The 23,311-nt window shown below is 60.3% G+C and carries 22 protein-coding genes and 2 pseudogenes; 9 read left to right on the forward strand and 15 right to left on the reverse strand.

What is annotated here, in order from left to right; translation table 11 throughout:
• From VH564_RS05140 to VH564_RS05150, 3 genes and pseudogenes are all read left to right on the forward strand, one after another.
• Positions 1-191: pseudogene (locus tag VH564_RS05140) on the forward strand (IS30 family transposase); the annotation flags it as partial.
• A 109-nt stretch (positions 192-300) separates the two neighbouring features.
• Positions 301-942, forward strand: coding sequence for an amidase family protein (locus VH564_RS05145; protein ID WP_423338752.1), 642 nt, complete (start codon positions 301-303; stop codon positions 940-942).
• A gap of 117 nt (positions 943-1,059) precedes the next feature.
• Entirely contained in the window at positions 1,060-1,776 is a 717-nt protein-coding gene (locus VH564_RS05150) for a maleate cis-trans isomerase family protein (RefSeq protein WP_423338753.1), read from the forward strand.
• Positions 1,777-1,900: 124 nt separating this feature from the next.
• On the opposite strand, the gene VH564_RS05155 is transcribed toward VH564_RS05150, so the two are convergent.
• The 13 genes and pseudogenes from VH564_RS05155 to VH564_RS05215 form a co-directional block, all read right to left on the reverse strand.
• A complete protein-coding gene (locus VH564_RS05155; protein WP_423339375.1) occupies positions 1,901-3,589 on the reverse strand; it encodes an ABC transporter ATP-binding protein in 1,689 nt (562 codons plus the stop codon).
• Entirely contained in the window at positions 3,589-4,533 is a 945-nt protein-coding gene (locus tag VH564_RS05160) for an acetamidase/formamidase family protein (RefSeq protein ID WP_423338754.1), read from the reverse strand. Before VH564_RS05160 ends, VH564_RS05155 begins: the two co-directional genes overlap by 1 nt.
• A gap of 70 nt (positions 4,534-4,603) precedes the next feature.
• A complete protein-coding gene (locus VH564_RS05165; protein ID WP_423338755.1) occupies positions 4,604-6,238 on the reverse strand; it encodes an ABC transporter substrate-binding protein in 1,635 nt (544 codons plus the stop codon).
• A gap of 28 nt (positions 6,239-6,266) precedes the next feature.
• Positions 6,267-7,187 carry an ABC transporter permease gene (locus VH564_RS05170; RefSeq protein WP_423338756.1) on the reverse strand — a complete coding sequence of 307 codons (921 nt, stop codon included), beginning with the start codon at positions 7,185-7,187 and terminating at the stop codon, positions 6,267-6,269.
• A gap of 2 nt (positions 7,188-7,189) precedes the next feature.
• On the reverse strand, positions 7,190-8,038 hold the full coding sequence (locus VH564_RS05175; RefSeq protein ID WP_423338757.1) for an ABC transporter permease: 849 nt from the start codon (positions 8,036-8,038) through the stop codon (positions 7,190-7,192).
• Positions 8,038-8,619 carry an ANTAR domain-containing response regulator gene (locus VH564_RS05180; RefSeq protein WP_423338758.1) on the reverse strand — a complete coding sequence of 194 codons (582 nt, stop codon included), beginning with the start codon at positions 8,617-8,619 and terminating at the stop codon, positions 8,038-8,040. Before VH564_RS05180 ends, VH564_RS05175 begins: the two co-directional genes overlap by 1 nt.
• Positions 8,616-9,749, reverse strand: coding sequence for a transporter substrate-binding domain-containing protein (locus VH564_RS05185; RefSeq protein ID WP_423338759.1), 1,134 nt, complete (start codon positions 9,747-9,749; stop codon positions 8,616-8,618). The genes VH564_RS05180 and VH564_RS05185 overlap by 4 nt, the downstream gene beginning before the upstream one ends.
• 483 nt (positions 9,750-10,232) lie before the next feature.
• Positions 10,233-11,288, reverse strand: a complete 1,056-nt coding sequence (locus tag VH564_RS05190; RefSeq protein ID WP_423339376.1) for an aldo/keto reductase — start codon at positions 11,286-11,288, stop codon at positions 10,233-10,235.
• A gap of 275 nt (positions 11,289-11,563) precedes the next feature.
• Complete coding sequence (locus VH564_RS05195; RefSeq protein ID WP_423338760.1) at positions 11,564-12,568, reverse strand: NADP-dependent oxidoreductase; 1,005 nt, start codon at positions 12,566-12,568, stop codon at positions 11,564-11,566.
• Positions 12,569-12,599: 31 nt separating this feature from the next.
• Positions 12,600-12,743: pseudogene (locus VH564_RS05200) on the reverse strand (alpha/beta fold hydrolase); the annotation flags it as partial.
• A 35-nt stretch (positions 12,744-12,778) separates the two neighbouring features.
• Positions 12,779-13,603, reverse strand: a complete 825-nt coding sequence (locus VH564_RS05205) for an oxidoreductase (protein ID WP_423338761.1) — start codon at positions 13,601-13,603, stop codon at positions 12,779-12,781.
• A 111-nt stretch (positions 13,604-13,714) separates the two neighbouring features.
• Positions 13,715-13,843, reverse strand: a complete 129-nt coding sequence (locus tag VH564_RS05210) for a hypothetical protein (protein WP_423338762.1) — start codon at positions 13,841-13,843, stop codon at positions 13,715-13,717.
• 55 nt (positions 13,844-13,898) lie between these two features.
• A complete protein-coding gene (locus tag VH564_RS05215; RefSeq protein ID WP_423338763.1) occupies positions 13,899-14,687 on the reverse strand; it encodes an SDR family NAD(P)-dependent oxidoreductase in 789 nt (262 codons plus the stop codon).
• Positions 14,688-14,798: 111 nt separating this feature from the next.
• Between VH564_RS05215 and VH564_RS05220 the strand changes: the two genes are divergently transcribed.
• Positions 14,799-15,386: a TetR/AcrR family transcriptional regulator gene (locus tag VH564_RS05220; RefSeq protein WP_423338764.1), complete on the forward strand. Its 588-nt coding sequence runs from the start codon at positions 14,799-14,801 to the stop codon at positions 15,384-15,386.
• Positions 15,387-16,312: 926 nt separating this feature from the next.
• Here VH564_RS05220 and VH564_RS05225 read toward each other — a convergent pair.
• Entirely contained in the window at positions 16,313-16,486 is a 174-nt protein-coding gene (locus VH564_RS05225; protein ID WP_423338765.1) for a hypothetical protein, read from the reverse strand.
• Between the two features lie 56 nt (positions 16,487-16,542).
• A complete protein-coding gene (locus VH564_RS05230; protein WP_423338766.1) occupies positions 16,543-17,226 on the reverse strand; it encodes a transcriptional regulator in 684 nt (227 codons plus the stop codon).
• Positions 17,227-17,575: 349 nt separating this feature from the next.
• Between VH564_RS05230 and VH564_RS05235 the strand changes: the two genes are divergently transcribed.
• From VH564_RS05235 to VH564_RS05255, 5 genes are all read left to right on the forward strand, one after another.
• Positions 17,576-18,532 carry an ArsR/SmtB family transcription factor gene (locus VH564_RS05235; protein WP_423338767.1) on the forward strand — a complete coding sequence of 319 codons (957 nt, stop codon included), beginning with the start codon at positions 17,576-17,578 and terminating at the stop codon, positions 18,530-18,532.
• Between the two features lie 75 nt (positions 18,533-18,607).
• Positions 18,608-20,119: an alpha-N-arabinofuranosidase gene (locus VH564_RS05240; RefSeq protein ID WP_423338768.1), complete on the forward strand. Its 1,512-nt coding sequence runs from the start codon at positions 18,608-18,610 to the stop codon at positions 20,117-20,119.
• 238 nt (positions 20,120-20,357) lie between these two features.
• Positions 20,358-21,461 (forward strand): ABC transporter ATP-binding protein, encoded by a 1,104-nt coding sequence (locus VH564_RS05245; protein ID WP_423338769.1) that lies wholly within the window; start codon positions 20,358-20,360, stop codon positions 21,459-21,461.
• Positions 21,454-22,389 carry a carbohydrate ABC transporter permease gene (locus VH564_RS05250; protein ID WP_423338770.1) on the forward strand — a complete coding sequence of 312 codons (936 nt, stop codon included), beginning with the start codon at positions 21,454-21,456 and terminating at the stop codon, positions 22,387-22,389. Before VH564_RS05245 ends, VH564_RS05250 begins: the two co-directional genes overlap by 8 nt.
• Positions 22,386-23,237 (forward strand): carbohydrate ABC transporter permease, encoded by an 852-nt coding sequence (locus VH564_RS05255; RefSeq protein WP_423338771.1) that lies wholly within the window; start codon positions 22,386-22,388, stop codon positions 23,235-23,237. Before VH564_RS05250 ends, VH564_RS05255 begins: the two co-directional genes overlap by 4 nt.
• The last annotated feature ends 74 nt before the right edge of the window (positions 23,238-23,311 follow it).

Here is a 23,311-nt window from a genome sequence, read left to right on the forward strand (position 1 = left end):
CCGTCGAAAACACCAATCGCCGGGCCCGCAAATGGCTGTCGAGAGAGGTCAATCCGCTGTCTATCACCGAGAGCGATCTGGTCGAGATCTGCAACAGGCTAAACTCAACGCCGCGTAAATGCCTCGGCTACAAAACGCCCGCAGAGGTCTTTCGCCAGAAAGTTCTCGCCCAGATCAGGCGCGCGGGATAGCATTGGGAATGCCGCAAGTCGCGGTTCATCGTGAACTCACAGGGATATATCGATACCGGGTGCATCGGGCTGGGAGTCGATCGAGCATATCGGACCGATCGCGCGCGATGTGGCCGACGCGGCCCTGATGCTTTCCGTCATCGCCGGCCCCGATCCACGCGACCGCTGGTCGATCCCCTGCGCCGATCTTTCCTGGACCGACATCGCGCCGCTGCCGCGCGGGACCAGGGTTCTCTACTGGCCGACATGGCATGACCAGAAGATCGAGCAGAAATTGCGAGAAACCACCGACAAGGCGGTGGCGCTTCTGGCGGAGGCGTGTGGACTGGAATTGGTCGTCGGCACGCCGCCCGAAATCGATGTTCATGCGACCTTCCGGGCGATGGTGGCGCTGGAGACCGACCTTACAGGCATGCGGGCACTGCTGGCAGAAAAGCCCTTGCCGGTTTCCAACGCTGTCACCGCTCTTCTCGCCGAATCCCGTCCGTTCGAAGATGCCACCGACGCAATCACCGCCAGAAAAGCCTTTGTCGACGAGATCGCGAAGATCATGAGCGGCTGTGACTTCATCCTGACACCCACGCTATCGGTTACCGCCTTCGCGAAGGACCAGGACGGTCCATCGACAATCGATGGCAACCCGATCCTTCCTTACGAATGGTGCCCCTTCACGTCACCCTTCAACCTGACCGGGCAGCCAGCGTACCCTGTGGCCTGGTCGACGGACTACCCATCGGGCTGCAGATCATAGGTCCCCATCTAGGCGACGCCAGCGTGCTCTCCGCCGCAGCCGCATTCGAGGCCGTTCTTCCGAAACTGGGCCGGCCGCCGATCCATGCTTGATCAATCTTACCTTCAGGAAACTTCAGTGAAGCCGCTTCGCATCGGAATGCTAACGCCATCGTCCAACACGGTGCTGGAACCCGTCACCACGCAAATGCTCAAAGATCTGCCTGATGTGACGGTCCACTTCTCCCGGTTCAAGGTGACAGCCATCGGCCTTGATGCCGCGGCACTAAGCCAGTTCGATGACCGCCCGATGCTCGCTGCCGCAGAATTGCTCGCGGACGCGAAGGTCGATGTCATCGTGTGGAACGGAACGAGCGCGGGATGGCTTGGCCTCGACAGCGACCGATCGCTTTGCGCACGCATAACGCAGGCAACCGGCGTCAAGGCATCGACCTCAGTGCTTGCGTTGTTCGATGTCATGCGCAGGCGGAACGAGCGTCAAATAGGTATGGTCTCGCCATATACGTCTGATGTGCAGCAGGCGATCGTAGAGTCGTTTTCCAACGAAGGTGTCGAGATTATCTGCAATCAGCATTTAGGAATTCGGGATAATTTCAGCTTCAGTCAGGTGACGCGTGAGACCATCACCGAGATGATCGCGAAGCTTGTTCCGTCGCAGCCGGATTCGATTGCTGTATTCTGCACCAACCTTGCCGGCGCCCCAATCGTCGAGCAGCTTGAACAGACCTACGGCATCGCAATTCATGACAGCGTGGCGACGGCGATACATGGTGCCATGTCTACAGTCGGATATGACTTTACCCGGGTTTCGGGTTTTGGAAAGATGTTTGATTAGGTCATCGGCTATGTTCTTCGGGTCGGTTCGGAGCAACCCGAGCCTACCGGAAATCACCAATGGCTTTGAAATCAAGTTACACCACCACTTGGGACACGATCCATGAAGACGTGGCCATAAACGATCAGATAGTTCCCTCGGTTCGCATGTAGGCCTCCGGATCAGGGATCGGCACGGCCGCCATCAGCGCCTGTGTGTAGCGATCCTGGGGAGAATCGAAAATTTCACGGCGCGTCCCAGCTTCGACGATCCGCCCTCCTCGCATGACCGCGACGTGGTGCGACATACGCTCGACGACGGCCATGTCGTGGGAGATGAAGAGATAGGCGAGACCCATCGTCTCCTGCAGTTCCAGCATCAGATCGAGCACGCGGGCGCGCACCGATACGTCCAGGGCCGCCACGCCTTCATCGGCGACGATGAGTTTGGGACGCAAGGCAAGCGCTCGCGCGATGCAGATGCGCTGGCGCTGGCCACCTGAAAATTCGTGCGGGTAGCGTGTTGCAGCGTCCGGCGTCAGGCCAACGCGGCGCAGCAGATCAGCTACCTTGTCCTGTCGCTCCGACTTGCCGCCGAGACCATGGATCACCAGCGGCTCGGCAATCGCGGCACCGACGCTCATGCGCGGGTCGAGCGACGCGTAGGGATCCTGGAAGATCATCTGCGCAGTGCGTCGGACGGGGCGCATGGCCCACTGGCCGAGACCTGAAATTTCCAGACCGTCGATCATCACGCTCCCGGTGAAGGGTATCAGGCCGAGCACCGCCTTGCCCGTTGTCGACTTTCCGGAACCGCTTTCGCCGACAAGGCCGAGCGTTTTGCCGGGCAGGATATCGAAGGATACGTCGCTGACGGCTGCCGCCGGTGTCTTGCCTTTGAATAGCCAGCCGGCCTGGTTGCCATAGGTGACATCGAGGCCGCGCACGTTGAGGATCGGCGTACGATCGTGCACCTCCAACGCCGTGCCCGCCGTCACCCGCGGCGGACCGTCCGTACCGGAAAATGCGCCGAGCCTCGGCACCGCTGCCAGCAGTTGCCTGGTATAGTCTTCCTGCGGCTGCCTGAAGACGCCGAGGGTGCTGCCCTCCTCTATCACCCTGCCGCCTTGCATGACGACGACGCGATCTGCCATTTCGGCGACCACGCCCATATCGTGGGTGATCAGAATGATGGAGGTGCCGAACTCCTGCTTCAGCTCGCGCATCAGCTTCAGGATCTGCGCCTGGACCGTCACGTCGAGCGCCGTGGTCGGCTCGTCGGCGATCAGCACTTTGGGGCGGCAGGATAGCGCCATGGCAATCATCACGCGCTGGCGCATGCCGCCCGAGAGCTCGTGTGGAAATTGCTTCAGGCGGCGGGCAGGCTCGGTGATCTGGACTGCGTCGAGCATCCGCAGGGCGCTCGCCTCGACGGTGTCGCCTTCCGCACCCTGGTGTTCGCGGATCGCCTCCATCAACTGGTTGCCGATGGACATGACCGGGTTGAGCGACGTCATGGGCTCCTGGAAGACCATGGCTATTTCCCCGCCTCGGATGCTGCGCAACTGGCGATCCGAAAGCTTCAAAAGATCTCGATCGCCGAAAATTATATTCCCCGAGGCAACCTGCAGCGACGCTTTCGGCAAGAGACCCATAATCGCAAGCGATGTCACCGACTTGCCGGAGCCGGATTCGCCGGCGATGCAGAGCGTTTCTCCGGTCTTCAGGTCAAAGCCGACGCGATCGAGAACCCGCCGCCGTCCCTCCGGGGTGCGGGCATCGACGCAGAGCTCGCGAACGGAGAGCACGGAGGGAGAGGCGGAAGGGGCATGCATCACGAAAAAACGATCCTCGGAAAATAGAAGGAGACGACCCAGTTCGGGGCATCGACGATTTCGCTGATGCGCAGGTCGCCGCAGACGGAGCACAGCAGATAGGCGTCCGTGGGACTCATGCCGTGTTCCGACCCAAGCAGGTCGATCATCCGCATCAGGCTTTCGCGCGCACCCGTCATCAGGTCGGGTCCAATGCCGGTCGTGACCTCGTAGCCGGCACCGTCGAGGTGGCGGGTCACGGGTTCGGTCGTCGTGAAGCGCGGGCTCTTTAGTCTCGCATCCTTGACCAGCTCCAAGGTCGCCTCGACGTTCATCTGGCTTTCGATCGCGGTGCCGCAGACTTCACCGTCGCCCTGGGCTGCGTGCGTGTCGCCAATGGAGAACAATGCGCCCTCGACCTCGACAGGCAGATAGAGGGTGACGCCGGCGCTGAGGTCGCGAATATCGAGGTTGCCACCGACATTGCGCGGCGGAACCACGGAGTGCAGGCCAGGCGCGGCCGGTGCCACGCCGATGGTGCCGGCAAAAGGCTTCAGGGGCACACGACCGCCGGGGCCATAGAGCGCCGGTGCCATGCTGGTCGCATCGTATTTCCACATGTGCAGGGCGGGATCCGGAAAGTGATCGGCCAGCAGACCAAAGCCCGGAATATTGGCAGTCCAGCCGAGGCCCGACGGAATGAAGCGGCGCAGCGTTACCTTCAGCGCATCGCCGGGCATAGCACCCTCGACATAGATCGGGCCGGAGACGGGATTGATCTTTCCGAAGTCGAGGGTCTTCAGCGTCTCCAGCGTGGAGCCTTCGCCCAGCTGGCCGCCTGACGAATCCAGGCACTCGAAATGAATGGTCTCGCCGGGCTTGGCCACCAGAGCAGGCTCAAAGTCACGGTTCCAGCCGAAATTATGCTGGGCACGATGGATTGTGTGGGTGCATGCGATGCACATGGTATTCTCTCCCCAGAATGGGCCTCCCCAGAAGACATCAGGGGAGGCATTATCAGTTTCGATAGACCGATTATTTCTTCACGAAGATCGCGTCGTAATCGATGACGCGGGTAGGGTCGATGTAGATCTGGTCCTCACCGCCCATCCGCTTGGACTTGGCGACGACGCGACGCTCGTTGAAGACGGGGATCCATGGCGCATCCTTCTCCTGAATCTCAGTGAAGATCTTGCCCCACTCCGCATTGCGTTCGGTTGCCTTGGCCGGAAGCGGCAGGGCGTCCGCAGCCTGGGCCCGCGGCTCCATATCCTTGTTGCAATACCAAGACCAGTTCCAGCCGCCGGCAACGGCGCTGCCGCAAGAGAGGATCGGTCCATAGAAGTCGGAGGGATCCGGGAAGTCGGCGATCCAGCCGAGGCCACCAGACCATACCATGGGCGCCTGCCCCTGCGTGCCGCCGGCGGCGATAACGTTCGGATTGGCAAGCGCCTTCAGCTCGGCCTTGATGCCGACTGCGGCCAGATCCTGCTGGATTGCCTGGGCAATGCGCGGCTGCGGATCGGTGTTGGACGTATAAAGCTCGGTCGTGAAGCCGTCCTTCAAGCCCGCTTCGGCCAGCAGCGACTTGGCCTTGGCCACGTCATAGGCATAGCCCTTGTAGTCCTTGTCGTAACCGGCCATCAGCGGCGGCAGGACCTGGTTTGCAGGGACCGCGCGGCCGTTGATGATACGGACGATCCGCTCCTTGTTGATCGCCATGTTGACGGCCTGGCGGACCTTGACGTTGTCGAACGGCTTGATCTGAGTGTTGAGCGTCACGTAGCTGGTTTCCAGCTGCTGGCGATCGACGATCATACCTTCGAAGTCCTTGGACTTTTTCATGTCGAGGTATTTGGCCGGCGGAATGCCGTCGCCTGCAATATCGACCTCACCCTTTTGCAGGCGCAGCAGCGCTACCAGCGGCTCCTGGCCGATCTCGACGGTGTAGCCATCGATGCGCGGCCGGCCCTTGACGAAGTAGTCGGGGTTCTTCTCGAACACGAGGCGCTGGCCGACGGTCCATTCCCTGAGGATGAAAGCGCCCGAACCGACCGGCTTCTTGCCGAAGTCCCCGGCGGCGGCCTCCACGGCTTCCTTCGGAACGATCGAGGCGAAGTTGAGCGCGAGATCGTTGAGGAAGGTTGCATCGGGCTGAACAAGCGTGAATTCGACGGTGTGATCGTCGATGACCTTCACTCCCTCAAGTGTATCCGCCTTGCCTGCCGTCATGGCGTCGTAGCCGACGATCGAGTGATAGAAACTGGCACCCGGGCTCTGGGTCTTCGGGTTGATGGTACGCTCGATCGAATACTTGACGTCGGAGGCAACGAGCGGGCGGCCGTTGGTGAACTTCACGTCGGCGTGCAGCTTGAATGTGTAGGTCTTGCCGTCGCCCGAGACCGTGTAGCCTTCGGCCAGCGAAGGCTTCAGCTCGGCCGTACCGGCGGGATAATCCACCAGACGCGAGAACATGGCGTTGATCATCGACCAGTTCTGCCAGTCATAGCCGATCGCGGGATCGAGCGTTGCGATGTCGTCCTTGTAGGTGACGATGATCTTGGCGCCCGGTGCGGCTTCGTCGGCTGCGTGGGCGGCAATCGCTGGCACGAGCGCGCTCGTGGCAAGCATGGCGGCCAGTCCGGCCCGTTTCAGAAATCTGGTGGTCATTGACTTCTCCTCTGTGGTTTTGCCTTGGTTATTGCGCGCGGATGCGCGGGTCTACGAACGGGGCGATCACATCGGCAAGTAGGTTGCCGATGACGATGGCGAGGGCGGAGACGAGCGTGACGCCCATGATGATGGGGATGTCGACCTGCTGGATTGCCTGCCAGGCGAGCTGGCCGATACCGGGCCAGCCGTAGACGGCCTCGACGACCACGACACCACTCATGAACTGGCCGATATCGATGCCAATCATGGCGATGATCGGCAGGATTGCGTTGGGCAGGACGTGACGGAAAATGATGCGCCGGCCGGATAGGCCCTTGGCCCGGGCCGTTCGCACATAGTCATGGTTCAGCACGTCGATCATAGCGGAGCGGACCATGCGCGCATACCATCCTGCGCCGAGGACGCCGAGTGTCATGGCCGGCAGCACGACATGGGCCGGGGTTCCGAAGCCCGACATCGGGAACCAGCCGAGGGTCGCGGCAAAGACGTAGAGCAACAGCAGCGCAACGACGAACTGCGGCGAGGAGACGCCGACGAAGGAGAGCATCATGATCGTGCGGTCGATCAGCCCGCCGCGTCTGATGGCGGCGATGACGCCGAACGTCAGGCCAAGCACGACTTCCACCGCGATACCCGCGGCCATCAGGATCAGTGTTGCGGGCAGGCGTGCCAGGATCAGCGGCAGAACCGCAGTGCGCTGGGTATAAGATCGGCCAAAATCGCCATGCACGAGACCGTAAAGATAATGCAGGAACTGAAACAGCAGCGGCTGGTCGAGCCCGAGTTCATGGCGGATATTGGCAACCATCTGCGGCGTGGCGCTTCGTCCGGCGATGAGTACCGCGGGATCGGCAGGGAGCGCATAAAGCAGCAGGAACGTGATGGCCGCGACGCCGAGCAGGATCAACATGGCCTGCACGAGGCGGCGAAGGATGACGAGTGTCATGGTCAGCCTCTGCCTCGCTGGGTCGGATCGAGGATGTCGCGCAAGGCGTCGCCGACGAGATTGAACGAGAGAGCGGTCAGCAGGATGACGGCGCCGGGAATGAAGACGAGCCAGGGAGCATCTTGAAAATAAGTCTGGTTGTCGAAGATGATGTTGCCCCAGGATGCATCGGGCGGCTGCACGCCGATGCCGAGGAACGAAAGCGTCGCTTCGAGCAGCACTGTCGTTGCAATGCCCAGCGTACCCCAGACGATCGCTGTCGGCATGAGGTGAGGCAGGATATGCCTGACGAGGATGCGAAAGTGCCCCGCTCCGAGCGAACGCTCTGCCATGATGAAGTCCCGCTCCACCAGTCCGCGGGTCTCCGTATAGACGATGCGGGCAACCTGCACCCAGTTCACCAGCGCGATGACCATGGCGACAATCCAGAGGCTCGGCTTCAGCAAAGCCGCAAGAACGATCGCCAGCAGCAGTGCGGGGAAGGCCATCATCAGGTCGGTGAAGCGCATCATCAGGTTGCCCACAACCCCGCGGATATAGCCCGCCAAAATGCCGACGAGGAGACCGATTGCCACGGCGACACCATTGGCGACAAGGCCGATGACAAGCGAGGTGCGGGCGCCGAAGAGAAGACGCGACAGAAGGTCACGGCCGAGCGTGTCGGTGCCAAGCAGGAAGGGACCTCCCGGCGGCAGCGGCGCGCCTTCGAGCGAGAGACCTTCTGCAAGCTGGTCATCGGGACTGAAAGGAGCAATCAGCGGAGCGGCGATGGCCAGGGCCACGACGAGTATGACGACGACAAGCCCGAAGACCGCGGACGGCTGGCGCAACATGGATTTGAAAACATGCATCAACCGGCCTCCGGCAGGGGCTCGGCGCCGCCGAGTATAAAGGCGGCAAGCTGCTCCATCGTCAGGCGTCGGCGCATGGCGGACTGGCGCAGGATCGTGTAGGCACGCTCCTCGTCCACTTTGTGCCGCTCCGCGATTCTCTCTACCGCGGCATGCACCAGCGGCCTCAGGCGCACCCGCTCTTCCAGATATTGCATCTTCTCTGCCGCTGCTTTCCGCTCTTCATGGATCGAGAGCGCCATTACGAGCGCGGGGTAAACAGAGGATGCGGATACCGGCTTCGCGATGATCGCGCTTGCGCCCTGCTCCAGTGCCCAGGCAATGCGGCCCGGCGCTTCCGAGCCGAGCAGCGCTGCGACCGGCATCGCCGGATTGCTGCCACGCCATGGTAACAGGTCGTCGAAGCCCTGGTCGGCATCGACGATTACCATGTCAGGCAAGCCGGCCGCCTCGATCGGCTTCCATTGAACGGACGGGCGAAGACCGAGCAGCCTGAGCTGCCGGATCAGTCGCTCTGTATTGCTGTCCTCCCGGTGGAGAATGGTGACCGTCCAGCCGGCAAAGTTCGGCGTATCTCTCATGATACCACCCGCAACTTTGGCGCATGATGACTGCGCTTGCCCGTCAGATAGGGATCGGCGGCGAGCGGTGGTCGCGATGCGATCACGTCGAAGCCGTTCTCGGCGTTAATGCGGCCAAGATGGAATGGCAGAGCGGCGTGGTTGGTATCCGCGTCGATCGACAACGGGCCCAGCAGGCTCGGCCAAGGGTGTGCGTGGAGCTCGCGGCGTACCAGTTGGGGTTCGTCGCTACCAGCCGCGACGATCGCCTCGGCGCAGAGCTTCACCGCGGTGTACGCGCTCGCAAATAGGCTGGAGACGCGGCGCGACGCACCGTCGCGCGCTTGCACGCGGGCCTTGAAGGCGTCGTTTTCGGCGGAGCCAAGGCTGTCGAAATAGGATGCCGCACAGAGTTGGCCGACGGCGGCACCCGGCCGGATATCCTCAAGCTCGCATTCCATGAGGTCGCAGCTCGCGACCGGGCAGTTCGCCGGCAAGAAGGCTTGATCGCGTTCGCCCAGCTTCCGGATTGCCTCCAGGAAGGCATAGCTCGATGGCCCAATCAGATTGTTGAGGATGAAGCTCGGGCGGCGCTGCTCGATGTCGGTGACGATGCGTTCAACAGCGGTCTCCTCGAGCGGAAGGTAGCGTTCACCCAGGACAGTTCCGCCGGCATTGGTGATCAGTTCGCGGGCAAGCCGGTTCATTTCCCAGCCCCAAACATAGTTTGCGCCGACCAGGTAGGGGCGATTGCCGTAGCGTGGAAGCAGGTAGTCGAAAAACGGCAGCAGATGCTGGTTCGGGCAGCCGCCGATATAGACAACGTTTTCGTTGGCCTCAAAACCTTCGTACGGGCACATGTACCAAAGCAGGCCGTCATATTTTTCAACGAGCGGGATGACTTCCTTGCGGGCAGCCGAGGTGATCGTTCCGACAATGTGTCGGCAGCCCGCATCTCGCAGCATATGTCTCGCAGCTTCCAGATAGGCGGCGATATCGGCATGCGGATCGATGAAGACCGGCTCGATGAGCTTGCCCGCAGCGCCAAGCTCGTCAATTGCCAGCTGTGCACCGTCACGCGCATCCCGGCCCATGGCCGCATAGGGCCCTGTCGTGGAATAAAGGATGCCGATTTTTATCGCGTCGTGCATTGGAACCCTAATACAAAAAAACCCATGACGCGTGTCTCATCCGATGATGAGGCGTCATGAGGCGAAACTGCCTGGCGACTGTCAAAGTCATGTGTTGCAGCTAGCGAATGCCCAAACTGCAGGCTTGAGTAAAATACAGGCAGTTGGCCGTGTCAAGGCATGTCGCTTGGAGTTGACGATTTTCCCAGCCTCGCGAGCAATCTTGCCTAGACGACCATGCCGGCGCGGAAGTTGGAAAGCCGCAGGAATTCATTCGGCGCATGGTGACCATCGTCTGAGTCGAGAAGGACAAGAAGAAGGCTTCACGCCCGAGATGCCTTCTGAACGCGGCTCCGATCGGAATGGCTGCTCCGATAGCAACGCGCAACTGGGCCTGCCCAAGTAACTCCGACCGATCGTCGTTATTTGCCCCGGATCGAATTCTTCTAGACGAGTGGTTGATCGCTTCGTGAGCAACCACTCGATATCTTCGTCAGGAGGGCGTCATCCGAGGTAAGGCGCAAGGAGGCTCAGATCGGCAGGTCCAAGGCGATCGGAAGCCGTGTTTCTCTGGTGCCAGTAAGGATACTGAAGCCACGGCAGGCTAACCTGATCGAGCTTCGAACGCTCTTCGTCCGTCAGCTTGAGGTCCGCGGAGGACAGATTGTCCTTGAACTGGGCTTCGGTCCTGCCGCCGACGATAACCGACGTGACTGCCGGTCGACCCAGCAACCAGGCAAGGGCGACCTGGGCCGCGGATACTCCTCTTCCCGCGCCAATCTCGACGAGTGCATCGACAATGTTCCAAAGCCTGTCTTCGTCCCGGATCGGTGGTTCGGTCCAACCGGCGAACTGGCGCGTGCCTTCCGGGGTAGCCTGGTTGCGGCGATGTTTGCCGGACAGAAGGCCGCCCGCGATCGGAGCCCAGACCAGAATGCCAAGCCCTTGGTCGACGCTGATGGGAACCAGCTCATTCTCCGCATCGCGCGTTTCCAGAGTGTAGTGGATTTGCTGGCTCACGAAGCGCTGGTAGCGATCGCGCTCGGAAACCCCGAGAGCCTTCATGATGTGCCAACCGGAGAAGTTCGAACAACCGATGTAGCGGACTTTGCCCTGTTTGACCAAGGTGTCGAGCGCTTCCATCGTCTCCTCAACGGGCGTCAGGCCGTCCCATTCATGGACCTGGTAGAGGTCGATCACGTCAGTCTTCATGCGCCTCAGGCTATCTTCGCAGGCTCTGATGAGGTGTTGGCGCGACAGACCTGCGTTGTTCGGCCCGTCGCCCATCGGAAACCGGGCCTTGGTGGCGATCAAAACGCCCTTCTTGCGCGGGCCGCCGATGATCTCTCCGAGAATCTCTTCACAAAGCCCGTCGGAATAGGCGTCCGCTGTGTCTATCAGGTTTACACCGGCATCGATGCAGAGGTCGACAAGGCGGCGCGCCTCGTCAATTCCAAGGTCGCCGACGGTTTTTGCCCAACCGACGCCCCCGAAGGTCATCGTCCCCATGGTAATCGCTGATACTTTCAGACCCGAGCGGCCAAGCTGCCGATACTCCATTTGCCTTCTCCCAAAACGTTGCAGTAAATAGGTGTCAATCGCCTCTGTTGTCAGGACCCTCCGGTCCATCCCCCGACCGAAACTACACTACTCAAGTGCCGGTACCTTATTCATAGTCGGGGAAAGGCGCATATGCACCTGAATCCGGGACGATGACGGCTGTGTCGAACTCACCATATTATGATGAAACGAAAGGTCTATCTTCGCCCATTGGGCGTCTGTCAGTACAAAGCGATCCATCCAAAGCGTGAATCACATTCGCGCTGGCGACACGGTCATTTTGAGACGCCAACCACAACCTTCCCCTTGGCGCGTCCGTTTTCGACATAGACCAAGGCGTCTGGCGTCTGCGCAAATGGAAACACCTTGTCCACGACGGGAAGGATAGCGCCGGCGTCGATCAGCTTGGCGATCTCACGCATTTGCTGACCTTCGGCGCGCATAAAGAGGAATGAGTAGTCGACGCCGCGGCTCCTTGCCTTCTTCAATATGCCGCGGCTCAGCATCCGCATTACAAAGCGCAGGAACAAGTTCAGCCGCAGGGATTTGGCGAAGGGAACGTCCGGCGGCCCGGAGATCGAGATGAGCTTTCCGCCGGGCTTCAGTACATTCACTGACTTTGCCAGCGTCTTGGCATCCTGGCTGTTCAGAACAAGATCGTATCCGGAGAGCACCTGTTCGAAGTCCTGGGTCTTGTAGTCGATGACCAGATCGGCCCCGAGGCTTTTGACCAGTTCGGCATTTGCGGCACTGGTGGTGGTCGCCACGGTGGCGCCGAGATGTTTGGCGAGTTGAATGGCAAAGGTGCCGACACCGCCGGACCCTGCCTGGATGAACACCTTCTGGCCGGGTTTGACCTTGCCGACCTCGACAAGCGCCTGCCAGGCGGTCAGTCCGACCAGCGGGATCGACGCTGCCTGCTCCATGGACAGGCTTGCCGGCTTCAGCGCGAGGTCTGCGGCATCGATCGCAATCATTTCTGCAAAGGTTCCGACCCGCTGGTCGCGCGGGCGAGCGAACACCTCGTCGCCAGCCTTGAACTGCCGGACATTGGCGCCAACGCGGAGGATCGTTCCGGCCAGATCGTGGCCGAGAATGAAGGGCGGGCGATAGGGCAGAAACAGCTTGAATTCGCCGTCGCGGACCTTGGAATCGAGAAGGTTGATCGCGGTGGCTTCGATGCGAACGAGTACATCATTGGGACCGACGTGAGGATCGGGCATTTCTGCCAGACGCAACGGGGCCTTCTTCTTGTATTTGTCGACGACGAAGGCTTTCACGAGTTTTCTCCAGTGTGGAAAGAGTATCAGGTCAGGCGGCCAGGAAAGCCAGGGCTTTCGGCACGAACTCGGCGTGGTATTGGAAGATGCCGCCATGGCCGGCATTCTTGTCGATTACCAGCTCGGTATTCGGGATGCGCCGGGTCATCTCGTGGCTGTTGGATGTCGGCAGCATGCCAGCGCGCGGGCCAATTGCGTGAGAATTGGATCTCAGGCGATGTTGAACTGTTTGCGAAGGATGCGATCGAACAGCGCACGAGGAAGGAAACGCCGGGCAAACGCGGTCTGTTGGGCAGCCTTGCCTGAGGGGTAGCGATGTCGCGGCTTCCGGGCCTGGGCTGCGGCAAGGATCGTCGCCGCCACATCATCCGCCGTGTCCCCGGCAGCCATCGCCGCATTGAACGCGGCCTGGTAGCGGGCAAATGTCTCGCGATAGGCCGCAACGGTCCGATCGCCTTGTGGTGAGTTGGCCTCGATGGAAGTCTTTGTCGCCCATGGCTCGATGACGGCGACCCGGATGCCGAACGGCCGTACCTCATGGTCCAGCGATTCAGAATAGCCCTCGATCGCGTGCTTGCTCGCCGTGTAATAGGCGCCGAAGGGACCAGGAATGAGCCCCATCACCGAGCCGATGTTCAGGATCCGTCCAGAACCCTGCTGACGCATGATCGGAAGGACCGAATTCGACACCCGGATGACACCCAGGAAGTTGGTGTCGAACAGCGCACGAACCTGCTCGATCGAGCTTTCCTCCGCAGCCCCAGACACGGCGTATCCGGCATTGTTGACCAAGAGGTCGATGCGGCCGAGTTCTGCATGGGCAAGCGCTACCGCGGCGGCAACGGAGACGTCCGAGGTCACGTCACAAGCGATCATTCGTATGCCGTCGCGGACCTCGCCGGGTGCTGCCTTGCGGCTGGTGCCGATCACCCGATAGCCGGCCCGGCTGAGGGCGAGTGCCGCCGCTTTGCCGATGCCGCTGGATGCCCCGGTCACGAATGCAGTTTTCTGTTTTTTTGGTGCAAAGGTCGCCATAGCGTTCTTCTCGATCTGGCGCGTAACATCCGTCCGCGCAGCTTTGGGAATTGTCAGGGATGGATGATGATCGGCATGAGAGGGGCCGCGCCGAAGTGCAGCCCCTATGGTTCAAACGCCGGAAACTTCAGTGAGGCGGGGCCGCCCGGCGCGGTTGCGTGTGCGCGGCGCCATGGCGATCCGGTTTGAAAGGGTCATGTCGCCGATGGCGCTGGGTTCGAAAAGCGGGTTGTTGGTCATGATGTACCTGTGATGTTTCTTCTGCTGTGGTGCGCGCTTGCCGATCGCGTGATGCTCAGGCGAGATTGCGGTAGCGTTCTGCAGGAAGCGCGTTGCCGAGGTTGCCGAGCATGGCTTTGCGCGCGCCATCGAAAGCATCCCACTGGCTGGCATCGTGAAGCGGCGGGATGGTAACCGGTTCGCGACGGTCGAACCCGACCAGGGCTGCATCGACCAGATCGCCCACTTCCATGACATTGCTCATGGCATTGACGTCGGCGCCGACATGATTCCAGATCTCGGTCCGGGTCGTGGCGGGAAGCACTGCCTGGATGTAGACGCCTTTGGGTCCAAGTTCGTGCGCGAGACCCTGGGACAGGAACAGGACGAAAGCCTTCGTCGCGCCGTAGACGGTCATGCCGAATTCCGGGGCCAGACCTACAACAGAACCGATATTGACGATCGCGCCCTCGCCAGCCTTGGCAAGACGCGGCGCTATAGCTCCGGCAAGCCGGACAAGTGCGGTCGTGTTGAGTGCAACGAGTTTGGCCATGTCATCGGCACTCTGGTCGACGAAGCTTCCGCCGATCGCCGTCCCTGCATTGTTGACGAGAATGCCGATGCGCGCATCGTCACGCAGCCTGGTCTCGACCTTGGCAAGATCCGCTGGCTGGATGAGATCGGCAGGGAGGATATCGATCGTCACGCCGGTTTCGTGGCGCAGACGGCTCGCAAGCGCCTCCATACGCACGACGTCTCGTGCGACCAGTACGAGGTCATGTCCGCGTCGCGCGAACCGTTCGGCATAGGTGGCGCCAAGGCCTGTCGAGGCGCCGGTAATCAGGACTGCGGAAACTTGGCTCATCGGATTGCTCTTTTCTGTGATTGATCCTATATTCATGATAATCATCATGATTGGATTTAAATATGATCGTCATCATGTAAATGTCAACGGGTGTTGCGGAGAATTTTTGAAATGAAGGTCAGCCGAGAGCAGATGGCGGAGAACAGAGGCCGGATTCTGGACGTCGCCAGCCGGTTGTTTAAGGATAAGGGATTCGATGCAGTCAGCGTCTCGGAGGTCATGAAGGCCGCCGGCATGACCCATGGCGGTTTTTATGGACACTTCACCTCGAAGGACGATCTGGTGGCTCAGACGCTGGCGCACGCGTTGGCAGCGGACAGTTTCGGAGACGGCGAGTTCAGCGGTTTCCTCCGCTCCTATCTGGCGCCTCGTCACCGTGACAATCCCGGCAATGGATGCCCGACGGCAGGGCTGGCCGCTGCCATTCGCCACCAGACGCCGGCCGCAAAAGCGGCCATGACCGAAGGACTACGCTCCCAGATCGCGCGTATTGAGCATGCGCTTCCGGACAGTGGTTCGGCCGAGACCCGCCGCGCAGCGATTGGAAGCTGGGCGGCCATGGTCGGAGCCGTCATCCTCGCCCGGGCGGTGGACGATCCTCAACTGTCTGACGAGGTTCTTGAGCAGACGCGCGCTTGGATTGACGCGCATGTCGGCCAGTCAGCTTCGAGGAAACAAGCGCCCCCACGTGATGGCTGATATGGGGGCGTGAAGCGGCCGTTCGCTACTGCGCCCCCCTAGCCGTCGTCCGCACTGGCATTGGTGGGCTCATAGTCGGCCAATTGGTATAGGCGGTCGAATGTGTCATTATACGGCAATGAAAGTCGCACACCGAACATTCGCGTCGCGCTTTCGCGTATCTGACGCAGGAAGCTGGAGCAGGCGACCCGCGAGTTCACTTGTTCGCATTCACCCGTAAGAATTCGGGTGGATCTTCGCCGCACGCGCGGCTTGCGCGTAAACGGTACTTATCACGTAAATGTCTTCGAGAGCCCATTCAAGGGCATCACGCTCGAACGCGTCGTCACTAATCCCAATATCCGGGTTGGACGTTACAGCTACTATTCTGGATACTATCACGGTCATAGCTTCGACGAGTGCGGTGATGCATAATCGACAAGTAATTCACACCGCCTCCAATGTTGATGATTCTCGAGCTTCGCCGAACAAAGGACGAAGTCTTCCCGGATCCTCTATTATCTAGGAAAGGTTGTGTCGGTAAAGAAGCAAGACGGTGACGAGCGTGACAAATCCAATAACAGTCAAGCCGGCAGCCCGCATCGAAGCTTCCCGGTCGCGATGAAGTAATACGGCCGTAAACGTGCAAAGCGACCAGCCAGCTGTGAATATAATCAACAGCCAGGAATATATAAACGGACCAAGATCGTAGCCGCCGCCGCCGATAGATGCCCCAGAGTTCGTATCGATCTGAACTGCGATCAGAGAAACAACGGGTACGGCGAGTGCAGAGATCCAAACCCAAAACGACCTGTTCTTAATCAGAAGTCACCCATTCCACAAACGCGTTTGTCCGTCAGATAAAGAGATATGCCACAGCAATGCATTTGATCCTGTCCGTTGATTTGCGCTTGGCATTCCCCGCAGACCGCGACATCATAACATGATCACCGCTCGAAACGCGCCATATCTTCTTCAACTGCATTCTGCAGTCGGAGCTTGCTGGCAAACTGGGTCCGGAGCGCGGCGATCTGCTCATCGAGGCTCGTCATTTCGTCGGAAGTGGACGCTGCGAGCGGAGAGGCCTGTAACGCGACCGCGGCCTCTTCGAGCCCGCCCACCAGACTGTTGCTCGTTGGCATGCAAATGCGGCCGGCGATTGGCTGCCGGTTGTTTCTCAATCGAGCTTGAGGCGCTTGCGTAGATCGGCGTTTTCAGCACGGAGCTTTTCGGCCAGCAGCATGCGCAGCTTTTGGTTCTCTTCTTCCAACTGCAGCAGATCCGCCATCTTGTCACCGGTCTCTACGGCAGTTGTCGGCAGCACAGCTGCCATAGGCACGGCAGGCGCCTCCGGTACGTCCTTGGGAGCGCGCCTGTCAGCACTGTTGCCTTCGATCGGCTTGGCCTTGCGTTCACGCTTCTGTTTCGCGGGGGCGCGAGCAGAAGCATCAGCTGGTTCCATCGCATCATCGACCGAGGCGGTTTGTGGGCTTGCGTTCGTTGCGCGCGGTTGGCGCGGTTTTTTCGGCGCGATCGGCGGTGCCGTGACGGCCGGCGCCTCAGTCTTGGTAATCGTATCGATTTCGGCGGTCGTGGCCGTCTCCTCGGTCACTGTGGGTGTCGTGTGCTGCCCGGTCGGCGGTGTCCACAAGGGTCCTGCGCGCTCAGTTTTCGATACTGGCAGTGCGCTGTCGGAACTACCATCTGCTGGCCCTCCCGACAAAAATGAAACCGCGTCGTCCTTGACTTCGCGGGCAACTGACTTGAGATCAATCTTACCCCAGATAGAGTTCGACTTCGGGTCGAGTTTCTGCCGACCGGATTTGTATTCGACGACGAAACTGCGCTGCACTTTTTTCACCAGAAGATGCCTCGGGTATCAGGGGATGATTCAGCGACATTCGATATCGCCAGAGGCTGAGGAAATAGACGTTATTCGCGTGCCAGTCCATGCCGTAAGTGCACGAATTCAACTGTTGACCTGGTGTGCCCCCATGGGGTGATCCGGGTCTAATGCGAGTGCATGCTCGGCTTGGCGAAAGAAATGGGCTGCCAACTGGAGCGACGTGAAGTTTTTCGGATCTCTGTCGCAACACCAAGCCGGAGAGCAGGACGGCCGCTGCCGTTAAACTTCCCGTTGATACGTGATTGAATAAATCAAAATTCCCGATATAGAAGATCATCCATCCCCGAAGGCTGATCGCACGTTCATGAGCCGCAATTTCCTCGTCGTCGACCCCGAAGCAGACATGCCGGTGCTGAAGGGCCTCGCCTCGCCCGCACGGGTGTCGATCCTGAAATTGCTGCACGCAAAGGGCCCCCTCAACGTCAACGAACTGGCCGATATGCTCGGATTGCCGCAGTCTAGCGTGTCGACCAATGTCCAGATGCTGGAAGAGGCCGGGCTGATCCGGACCGAGACGCACAAGGCCCGGAAAGGCAACCAGAAGGTCTGCTACAGCGTCTATGACGAGGTTCTCGTCGTGTTCAAGAACGATATCAAGGAAACCGAAGCGGACGCGGTCGAAGTCTCCATGCCGCTCGGGCTCTATACCAGCTTCGAGGTCACCGCCCCCTGCGGCCTCTGTTCCGTCGACGGCATCATCGGCCTGCTCGATGTTCCCAGCACCTTTCTCGACCCGGACCGCATGAAAACTGCCCTCATCTGGTTCACGCGCGGCCATGTCGAATACCAGTTTCCGAACAATGCCCGCCTGACCAACACCAGCGTGCGCGAGATCGAATTCGTCATGGAACTGAGCTCGGAAGTACCGGGCACCAGCGCCGACTGGCCTTCCGATATCACCCTGTCGGTCAATGGCGTCGATGTCGGCACCTGGACCTCTCCCGGCGATTTCGGCGACAAACGCGGGGTTTTCACGCCCGATTGGTGGAAGCTGAAAGGCTCACAATATGGAAAGCTGAAGAACTTCCGGATCACCGACGACGGCTCCTTCGTCGACGGTCTGCGCATCTCGGATATCTCGCTGGCCGACCTGAAACTCGAGGAACATCACTCCATCCGCCTGCGCATCGGGGTGCGGGACGATGCTGCGCATCCCGGTGGCATCAACATCTTCGGCCGGGGGTTCGGCAACTACGACCAGGACATCCTGCTGCGGCTGAAGACCCGCCGCGAACCAAAACCTTCACAAAATTCCGCTTGACCCCGTCAGGGGCATCCGCTTTATTATCCCTAAATCGTGATACAAATCACGAAATAAGATATAGTGGAGGACGTCATGAAAGCTGCGGTCACCGCGCATAGTCGCTATACGATCTCCGAAATCGATCCGCGCCTCTACGGCTCGTTTATCGAGCACCTCGGCCGCGCTGTCTACACCGGCATCTACGAACCCGGCCATCCGACCGCCGATGCAGACGGCATGCGCCAGGACGTCATCGATCTCGTCAAGGAATTGAATGTCCCCGTCGTGCGCTATCCTGGCGGCAATTTCGTTTCGGCCTATAACTGGGAGGACGGCATCGGCCCCCGCGAGAGCCGCCCGACTCGTCTCGATCTCGCCTGGCACACATCCGAGAGCAATCAGGTCGGCATTCACGAATTCGCGGACTGGTGCGAGTCCGCCAACACCGAGATGATGCTCGCCGTCAACCTCGGCTCGCGCGGCCTTGATGAGGCCCGCAACTTCCTCGAATACGTCAATCATCCCGGCGGCAGCGAATGGAGTGACAAGCGGCGCGCCAACGGACGGGCCGAACCGTTTGACGTCAAGCTCTGGTGCCTCGGCAACGAGATGGACGGCCCCTGGCAGATCGGTCACAAGTCGGCCGACGAATACGGACGATTGGCGCACGAGACGGCGAAGGCGATGCGGGCCTTCGACAGCTCGCTGGAACTGGTCGTATGCGGCTCCTCCAACGCCCATATGCCGACCTATCCCCAGTGGGAAGCGACGGTCCTCGACCACACCTATAATGAGATCGACTACATCTCCCTGCACATGTATTTCGAAAACCGCGCGAAAAATACGGCCAATTTTCTCGCCAAGAGCGTCGAACTCGACAATTATATCGGCACGGTTGCCGGCGTCATCGAATTCATCAAGGCCAAGAAACGCTCGACCAAGGATGTCTACATCTCCTTCGACGAGTGGAATGTCTGGTACCACTCGAAGGAGCGCGACAAGGCGATCCTCGAGGGTGCCAGCGGCTGGCCCCATGCGCCGGCACTTCTTGAAGACGATTATAATTTCGAAGATGTGCTGCAGGTCGGCTGCATCCTCAACACCTTCATCAACCGCGCCGACGTCGTCAAGATCGCCTGCCTGGCGCAGCTGGTGAACGTCATCGCGCCGATCATGACCGTGCCGGGCGGCCCGGCCTGGCGACAGACGATCTACTATCCCTATTACTTCGCATCGGTCTATGGCCGCGGCACCGCGCTGAAACTGATCGTCGATAGCCCGACCTATGCCGCCGATGGCCTTGGCGACATTCCCTATCTCGACATCTCGGCCGTGCACGACGCCGATGCCCGGACGATCACTTTCTTCATCGTCAACCGGTATCAGCAAGATGCGCTGGATCTCGGCGTCGCACTGCTGGAATTCGGCACGCTCACCGTCATAGACGACCAGGAAATTGCCAACCCCGATCTCGCCATTACCAACACGGCAAGCAAGCCTGACAACGTCGTGCCGCGAAAAGCAGACGGCGCGACGGTCGTTGACGGAACGCTCAAGGCGTCGATCGCCCCGCTTTCCTATCGCATGCTGCGGCTGCAGGCCTGAATTATTTATATCACGATAGGCGATACATATCGCCTATATGTTGACTTCGTTCTCGTTTGTCATACCGTCTGGGCAGCGATGCCTGATGTCTCTGGGAGGAGAAGATGGACGCACTAACTTCTGTCTTGGGACGGTCATCGGCCGGGTGCGGGTTTGCCAAGGATCCGCGGTGTGCTGTCATTGGAACCGGGTGCGAGTCCGGGATGTCCGGTCTGCGATCACGCGGAGTGGCGCCGACATGACGGCCGATATCGAGATCCTCAACGTCAGCAAGCGGTTCGGATCCCTGACTGTTCTGGACAACCTGTCGCTCTCCATCAAGGCGAATGAGTTCATGGTTTTCCTCGGCCCCTCCGGCTGCGGAAAATCGACGCTGCTGCGCATGATCGCCGGTCTGGAAACCGTCGACGAGGGAACGATCTCGATCAACGGCGAGCGGATCGATACGCTTCCGCCGGGTCAGCGCGACATCGCCATGGTTTTCCAGAGCTATGCCCTCTATCCGCACATGACGGTCGCCGACAACATGGCCTTCGGGCTGCGCAACATCCGCGTTCCCGCCGAGGTGATCGATGCGCGCGTGACGGAAGCCGCGCGCATGCTGGAAATCGGCCACCTGCTGGACCGCAAGCCCGGCCAGCTCTCGGGCGGCCAGCGCCAGCGCGTTGCGATCGGCCGGGCCATCGTTAAGGAGCCGAAGGCATTTCTGTTCGACGAACCCCTATCCAACCTCGATGCCGCGCTGCGCGTACGCACCCGGCTCGAGCTGGCCCAGCTGCGAAACCGCGTGCAATCGACAATGATCTTCGTCACCCACGACCAGATCGAAGCCATGACGCTGGCCGACCGCATCGTGGTGATGAACAATCGCCGGATCGAACAGATCGGCACGCCGATGGATATCTATTCCAGGCCCGCAAGCCGTTTTGTTGCAGCCTTCGTCGGGTCGCCGACGATGAATTTTCTGTCCGCCAAACTGTCGGAGCGCGATGGCTTCCTGCAGGCAAGCCTTGCCGATGGCAGCACGGTGCAAACGGCCATCCGTCCCTCGGGCATGACTGGCGGCAGCGACTATACGCTCGGTATCCGCGCCGAGGCGGTCAAGCTCGCGGGCTCGGCAGCGGCGGCGATGTCGGGCAAGGTCGATGTGCTGGAGCGGCTGGGCGACCGCACGCTGCTCTATGTGCGGCTGCGTGACGACAGCATCATCGTCGCAGAGGACATCGGCAACAGCCGGGTGGCAGTCGGCGACACCGTATCCCTGACGCTCGACGGCACCCGGGCCCATCTCTTCGATGCAGATGGCCGCGCATGGCACTGCGAGGAGACCGGTCATGGCTGAGGCGACCCTCTCCCACGCCCGTCCAGCGGCAACGGCCATTGCAACGCGCAAGCGCCAGGACGTCAACGCTCCGCTTTGGCGCAATGCGCTCTTCGTCGTGCCGTTCCTGTTCTTTTTCGTGGCGCTGCTGGTCGTGCCGCTGTTCTGGGGCATGTGGCTGAGCGTTCACAAGGCAGACACCTTCGGCGTTGGAAAATTCGTCGGCTGGGGCAATTATCTGAGGCTCTACAACGACAAGATCTTCTTACAATCGGTCGGCAACACCTTCTATTTCGTCTTCCTCACCGTTCCACTTCTGGCCGTCATGGGCCTGCTTCTGGCGCTGGGGCTCAACCGCAAGACCCGCACCGCCACCATCCTGCGCGCCGTCTATTTCTCGTCGTCGGTGCTCTCGGTGACCATCGTGACACTGATCTGGCGGATCGTCTTCGTCCCGAATTTCGGATTGCTGACGACGATCTACGGCTGGTTCGGGGCGACGGCACCGGCTTTTCTGTCGAACCCTGACCTCGCGATGATCGCCATTGCCATCGCCACCATCTGGTGGTGCATCGGCCTGCCGATGATGCTCTTCCTGTCGGCGTTGCAGCAGATCCCGGGCGATATCTACGAGGCCGCAGCACTCGACAATGCCAGCCGCTGGCGCGTGCTGTGGTACATCACCCTGCCGTCGATCCGGCGGACCTTCGTGCTCGTCGTCATCATCCAGATCGTGCTGCAGTTCCAGCTGTTCGGCCAGTCCAAGCTGCTGACCCAGGGCGGCCCTAACAACGCGTCCAAGCCGATCGTCTATTACATCTACGAGACAGCCTTCACCAAGTGGGACCTCGGTCTCGGAGCGGCGGCATCGGAGGTGCTCTTCGTGCTGATCCTGATTGCAGCCATGGCGCAATACCTCTTCTCACGCAGGCAGGGAGAAGAAGGATGAGCATCAGCCCGACGACCAACAGGATCGGCAGCTCCATCGGCGATCGCATCATCCTGGCGCTGGTCATTGCCGTTGCCGTCGTCATGATGGCGCCGGTGCTCTGGGTGATCGCGCTGTCGCTCAAAGAGAACAAGGAGCTGATGACGGCTATGAACGCCGTCTTCCGCGCCCCCTACACGATCAGGAACTATATCGACATCCTCGGCACGTCTTCGGTCTTCCGCTGGATCCTCAACAGCCTGATCGTCTCGGGCACGATGACGATCATGACGCTGATCCTCGCATCGCTCGCCGGCTACGGCTTCGCGCGGTTGAACTTCCCCTATCGCAATGCGCTGTTCATCATCGTGCTGTTGGGTCTCGCCGTCCCCGAGCAGGCAGTGCTGATCGCCCGCCACCAGATTTTCAGCTGGCTGAAGTTTCACAACACCTATCAGGGGCTGATCCTGCCGGGTCTCTCGGCGCCCTTTGGCGTGTTTCTGATGACCCAGTATTTCCGGGCCATACCGAAGGAGCTCGACGAGGCCGCCCTGCTCGACAATGCCAGCCGCTTCAAGATCTTCTGGAAAGTGTTGCTGCCGCTGACCATACCGGCGCAGGCGACGCTCGGCATCTTCACCTTCCTGAATTCCTGGAACGACTATTTCTGGCCACTGATTTCGGGCACACGCAAGGACATGTTCACGCTGACGGTCGGCATGGCCTCGACACAAAGCAATTTCGCCCAGTCGGAGGGCCTGGGCTTTCTCATGGCGCAGGCAGTCTTTGCCGGCGCGCCAATCCTTATTCTCTACCTGTTCTTCCAGAAATACATCGTGACGGCGGTTTCAGGCAACGCCGTCCGCTGACATGCCACGCGCCTGATACGTCTAAACAATGCCCTGGGAGGGGCCAGTAGGGGTCACGGACCCCATGAGGAGGA

Source organism: Rhizobium sp. HT1-10, assembly GCF_049472505.1.
Taxonomy (GTDB): Bacteria; Pseudomonadota; Alphaproteobacteria; order Rhizobiales; family Rhizobiaceae; genus Rhizobium.

Coding starts and splice junctions, on each gene's coding strand:
- VH564_RS05155 (WP_423339375.1), bottom strand. CDS start 3,589: ATGCATGCCCCTTCCGCCTCTCCCTCCGTGCTCTCCGTTCGCGAGCTC.
- VH564_RS05160 (WP_423338754.1), bottom strand. CDS start 4,533: ATGTGCATCGCATGCACCCACACAATCCATCGTGCCCAGCATAATTTC.
- VH564_RS05165 (WP_423338755.1), bottom strand. CDS start 6,238: ATGACCACCAGATTTCTGAAACGGGCCGGACTGGCCGCCATGCTTGCC.
- VH564_RS05170 (WP_423338756.1), bottom strand. CDS start 7,187: ATGACACTCGTCATCCTTCGCCGCCTCGTGCAGGCCATGTTGATCCTG.
- VH564_RS05175 (WP_423338757.1), bottom strand. CDS start 8,038: ATGCATGTTTTCAAATCCATGTTGCGCCAGCCGTCCGCGGTCTTCGGG.
- VH564_RS05180 (WP_423338758.1), bottom strand. CDS start 8,619: ATGAGAGATACGCCGAACTTTGCCGGCTGGACGGTCACCATTCTCCAC.
- VH564_RS05185 (WP_423338759.1), bottom strand. CDS start 9,749: ATGCACGACGCGATAAAAATCGGCATCCTTTATTCCACGACAGGGCCC.
- VH564_RS05190 (WP_423339376.1), bottom strand. CDS start 11,288: ATGGAGTATCGGCAGCTTGGCCGCTCGGGTCTGAAAGTATCAGCGATT.
- VH564_RS05205 (WP_423338761.1), bottom strand. CDS start 13,603: ATGGCGACCTTTGCACCAAAAAAACAGAAAACTGCATTCGTGACCGGG.
- VH564_RS05210 (WP_423338762.1), bottom strand. CDS start 13,843: ATGACCAACAACCCGCTTTTCGAACCCAGCGCCATCGGCGACATGACC.
- VH564_RS05215 (WP_423338763.1), bottom strand. CDS start 14,687: ATGAGCCAAGTTTCCGCAGTCCTGATTACCGGCGCCTCGACAGGCCTT.
- VH564_RS05220 (WP_423338764.1), top strand. CDS start 14,799: ATGAAGGTCAGCCGAGAGCAGATGGCGGAGAACAGAGGCCGGATTCTG.
- VH564_RS05235 (WP_423338767.1), top strand. CDS start 17,576: ATGAGCCGCAATTTCCTCGTCGTCGACCCCGAAGCAGACATGCCGGTG.
- VH564_RS05240 (WP_423338768.1), top strand. CDS start 18,608: ATGAAAGCTGCGGTCACCGCGCATAGTCGCTATACGATCTCCGAAATC.
- VH564_RS05245 (WP_423338769.1), top strand. CDS start 20,358: ATGACGGCCGATATCGAGATCCTCAACGTCAGCAAGCGGTTCGGATCC.
- VH564_RS05250 (WP_423338770.1), top strand. CDS start 21,454: ATGGCTGAGGCGACCCTCTCCCACGCCCGTCCAGCGGCAACGGCCATT.
- VH564_RS05255 (WP_423338771.1), top strand. CDS start 22,386: ATGAGCATCAGCCCGACGACCAACAGGATCGGCAGCTCCATCGGCGAT.